The 4,075-nt window shown below is 47.8% G+C and carries 4 protein-coding genes; all 4 read left to right on the plus strand.

Going from position 1 to position 4,075, the window contains the following annotated elements:
* Positions 1–61 precede the first annotated feature (61 nt).
* The 4 genes from B7X71_RS13065 to guaA are packed head-to-tail and all read left to right on the plus strand — an operon-like array spanning position 62 to position 3,986.
* Positions 62–493: a type II toxin-antitoxin system RatA family toxin gene (locus B7X71_RS13065; RefSeq protein ID WP_293598501.1), complete on the plus strand. Its 432-nt coding sequence runs from the start codon at positions 62–64 to the stop codon at positions 491–493.
* Positions 486–836: an RnfH family protein gene (locus tag B7X71_RS13070; RefSeq protein WP_293598502.1), complete on the plus strand. Its 351-nt coding sequence runs from the start codon at positions 486–488 to the stop codon at positions 834–836. The genes B7X71_RS13065 and B7X71_RS13070 overlap by 8 nt, the downstream gene beginning before the upstream one ends.
* 26 nt (positions 837–862) lie before the next feature.
* A complete protein-coding gene (guaB, locus tag B7X71_RS13075; RefSeq protein ID WP_293598503.1) occupies positions 863–2,329 on the plus strand; it encodes an IMP dehydrogenase in 1,467 nt (488 codons plus the stop codon).
* A gap of 49 nt (positions 2,330–2,378) precedes the next feature.
* On the plus strand, positions 2,379–3,986 hold the full coding sequence (gene guaA / locus B7X71_RS13080; RefSeq protein WP_293598504.1) for a glutamine-hydrolyzing GMP synthase: 1,608 nt from the start codon (positions 2,379–2,381) through the stop codon (positions 3,984–3,986).
* The last annotated feature ends 89 nt before the right edge of the window (positions 3,987–4,075 follow it).

Below are 4,075 nucleotides of genomic sequence, written 5' to 3' on the forward strand. Positions count from 1 at the left end.
TCGAAGAAGGCTTTTTTGTTATCGACGATACTCATATTTATTTAGCTTCTCAAGATCGATTATGGCAGACGTCTACAAGACCGTTTTAATTGGCCAATCGGCCGACCGCATGTATGGCTTAGTCACCGACGTTGCGCGCTACCCTGAGTTCCTGCCCTGGTGTGGCGGGGTGGAAATTTTTGAGCAATCTGATACTGTTTTAGATGCCAAAATCAATATCCACTTTAAGGGTATTAATCAGTACTTTCATACTCGAAACATCAATCACCGCCCTGAAACCATTGATATGGTCTTTGTGGATGGTCCTTTCAAGCATTTTTCTGGGCAGTGGAACTTTATCCCCCTCAAGGAAGATGCCTGCAAGGTGGAATTCAAGCTCCATTGGGAGTTCAAGAGCGTCATCCTAGACAAGATCATTGGCCCGGTATTCGGCCATATCGCAGGTACCTTTGTGGATTGCTTCGTTAAGCGAGCTGAAGACCTCTATGGCTAATCAGTCTATGGAGATTCTGATTTGTGATGCCCGCCTAGGTGAGCCCAAATTAAATCCCTTCACACTCCATTTATCACCCTCCGAAGCTCCAACAGTGGGCCTAGCCCTGGTTAAAGCCGGAATCGCCCAGGGCTCCGATGATCCTATCTTGGTCAGAAAAGGCTGTTTTGGCGTCTTTGGCAAGCGCAAGGATTGGGATAGCCCTATTTATGAAGGTGACCGTCTGGAACTGTATTCACCCCTACTGGTGGACCCTAAAGCTGTGCGCCGCAAGAGGGCTAACCAGAAGCAAGATGCCAAATTCCAGGCTGCTGCAGCTAAAAGAAAGGCTAGGAGGCTATAATCGGTTTTTGCGACTAGGGGTTTTGCATGCGACTCATTCAAAAAGCACTCACTTTTGACGATGTGCTCCTTGTACCGGCTTATTCTTCGGTACTCCCTCGAGATGCCAGCTTGGCAAGTAAGTTAACTCGAGATATTTCACTCAATACACCTTTGGTGTCCGCAGCGATGGATACTGTCACTGAAGGCCGCTTGGCAATTGCCATGGCCAGCGAAGGTGGCATTGGTATTGTTCATAAAAATCTCAAGCCTGCTGAACAGGCTAGGGAAGTGGCTAAGGTCAAACGTTACGAGTCTGGCATTTTGCGTGACCCCATTACGGTGAGCCCCGATGCCACACTAGGTCAAGTTATTCAACTTTCTCGTGAGCATGGCTTTTCTGGATTCCCGGTGCTGACTGGTAAAGAAGTGGTGGGCATTATTACCAACCGCGACTTACGCTTTGAAGAAGACTTGTATGCGCCGGTCAAAACTAAGATGACTCCACGTGAGCACTTGATTACAGTTAAAGAGGGTTGCTCTCTAGAAGAGGCAAAGCGCTTAATGAGTCAGCATCGCTTAGAGCGCGTGCTGGTGGTTAACGACAAGTTTGAATTGCGCGGCCTCATCACTGTTAAAGATATTTTGAAAGCCACTGAGCATCCAAATGCTTGTAAAGATAGCGAAGGTAAATTGCGCGTTGGCGCTGCTGTCGGCGTAGGTCCTGATAACGATGAGCGCATTGAGCTCTTAGTTCGCGCAGGCGTTGATGTGATTGTGGTGGATACCGCTCACGGCCATAGCCAAGGCGTATTAGATCGCGTTAAGTGGGTCAAGAAAAATTATCCTCATGTACAAGTGATTGGCGGAAATATTGCTACCGGCGATGCCGCTAGAGCATTGGCTGACCATGGTGCTGATGGCGTTAAGGTAGGTATTGGCCCAGGCTCTATTTGTACAACTCGTATTGTTGCGGGTGTAGGTGTTCCTCAAATTAGCGCGATTGTGAATGTGGCTGCCGCACTCAAAGGTACAGGCATTCCTTTAATTGCTGACGGTGGCGTGCGTTACTCAGGTGACGTCGCTAAAGCCTTAGCTGCTGGTGCAAGCTCTGTCATGATGGGCGGCATGTTTGCTGGCACTGAAGAAGCTCCTGGTGAGGTATTCCTGTATCAAGGTCGCTCCTACAAGAGCTATCGCGGCATGGGTTCCTTAGGCGCGATGGCCGATGGTTCTGCTGATCGTTATTTCCAAAGCGACATTAGTGCAGCGAATGCCGAGAAGTTGGTGCCAGAAGGCATTGAAGGTCAAGTTCCTTACAAAGGTAGCGTCCTTGCCATCTTGCATCAACTGACTGGCGGTATTCGTTCGTCAATGGGTTACTTGGGTTGCAAAACGATTGATGAACTTCATGAGAAAGCGAATTTCGTGGAAATCACTTCAGCGGGTGTACGCGAGTCACACGTTCATGATGTGAAGATCACTAAGGAAGCGCCCAATTACCATATTGATTAACGAGTAAACAAAAGCTGAAATTAAGGCTGAATTAAAGACTGATCCTTTCGTGCACGACAAAATACTGATTCTCGACTTTGGTTCACAAGTCACCCAATTAATTGCCCGACGCGTGCGTGATGCCCGCGTCTATTCTGAAATCCATCCTTACGATTGCGATCCAGAATTCATTCGCAAATTTATTCAAGAGCAGGGTGGTAAGGGAATCATTCTTTCCGGTGGACCAAGCTCGGTTACAGAAGAGGGAAGTCCTCGTGCACCACAAATCGTTTTTGAATTAGGTGTTCCTGTTCTCGGTATTTGCTATGGCATGCAAACTATGGCGACTCAACTCGGTGGTGCCGTTGCTTCCGCTGAATCTTTGGGTAAAGCGCGTGAGTTCGGCTACTCAGAAGTGCGCGCCCATGGCCATACCAATTTGCTCAAAGGTATTCAGGACTTCTCCACTAGCGAAGGCCACGGCATTCTGAAAGTGTGGATGAGTCATGGTGATTCAGTTACTACACTACCACCAGCATTTAAGTTAATGGCTTCAACAGAGTCTTGTCCGATTGCGGGTATGGCTGACGAAGAGCGTCGTTTCTATGCATTCCAATTCCATCCTGAAGTCACTCACACCTTGCAAGGTGAGGCTATCTTGGCTCGCTTTGTCCATGAGATTTGCAAGTGCAATCCAGACTGGGTAATGGGTGACTATATTAGCGAAGCAGTTGAGCATATTCGCAAGCAAGTTGGCGAGGAAGAAGTTATTCTCGGTTTGTCTGGCGGCGTTGACTCTAGTGTGGCTGCCGCATTAATCCATCGTGCGATTGGTGAGCAGCTGACTTGCGTATTTGTTGATCATGGCTTGCTTCGTTTAAACGAAGGCGACATGGTGATGGAAATGTTTGCCCGTAACCTCGGTGTCAAAGTCATTCGCGTGGATGCCAAAGAGAAATTTATGTCTGAGCTGGCTGGCGTCGCTGATCCAGAGGCCAAGCGCAAAATTATTGGCAAAGAATTCGTTGAGATTTTCCAGGCTGAGTCTGGCAAGATCGAAAATGCCAAGTGGCTTGCTCAAGGAACTATTTACCCAGACGTCATTGAGTCTGCTGGTAAGGGTAAGAAAGGCGCGCATACGATTAAGAGTCATCACAATGTGGGTGGCTTGCCTGAAGATATGCATCTGAAGTTGCTTGAGCCATTACGTGAATTATTTAAAGATGAAGTGCGCGAACTCGGCGTTGCCTTAGGTTTGCCGCGTGAGATGGTCTATCGCCATCCTTTCCCAGGGCCTGGTCTTGGTGTTCGCATCTTGGGTGAAGTGAAATCAGAATTTGCCGACTTACTGCAACGGGCTGACGCGATCTTTATTGAAGAGCTACGCAATACGATTGATGAAGCTAGTCAAAAATCTTGGTATGACCTTACCAGTCAGGCATTTGCCGTTTTCTTACCAGTTAAGTCTGTCGGTGTAATGGGCGACGGTAGAACCTACGAATACGTTGTTGCCCTCAGAGCAGTGCAAACGCAAGACTTTATGACTGCGCACTGGGCTCACTTGCCACATGAGTTACTGGGTAAGGTATCCAATCGCATTATTAATGAAGTACGCGGCATTAATCGCGTGGTCTACGACATTAGCGGAAAACCTCCTGCAACTATCGAGTGGGAGTGAAAACACGATTGTAAGTCCTTGATTTTAAAGGAAATGCTAGTGGCACAAAAGTTGCACACAACTCACTAAGCCGTTGTAATTATTATAAA

It is taken from the genome of Polynucleobacter sp. 39-46-10, from assembly GCF_002282275.1.

What these genes read in the sequence shown, in the direction of transcription:
- B7X71_RS13065 (WP_293598501.1), top strand. Translation starts at nt 62, where the DNA reads ATGGCAGACGTCTACAAGACCGTTTTAATTGGCCAATCGGCCGACCGC.
- B7X71_RS13070 (WP_293598502.1), top strand. Translation starts at nt 486, where the DNA reads ATGGCTAATCAGTCTATGGAGATTCTGATTTGTGATGCCCGCCTAGGT.
- guaB (WP_293598503.1), top strand. Translation starts at nt 863, where the DNA reads ATGCGACTCATTCAAAAAGCACTCACTTTTGACGATGTGCTCCTTGTA.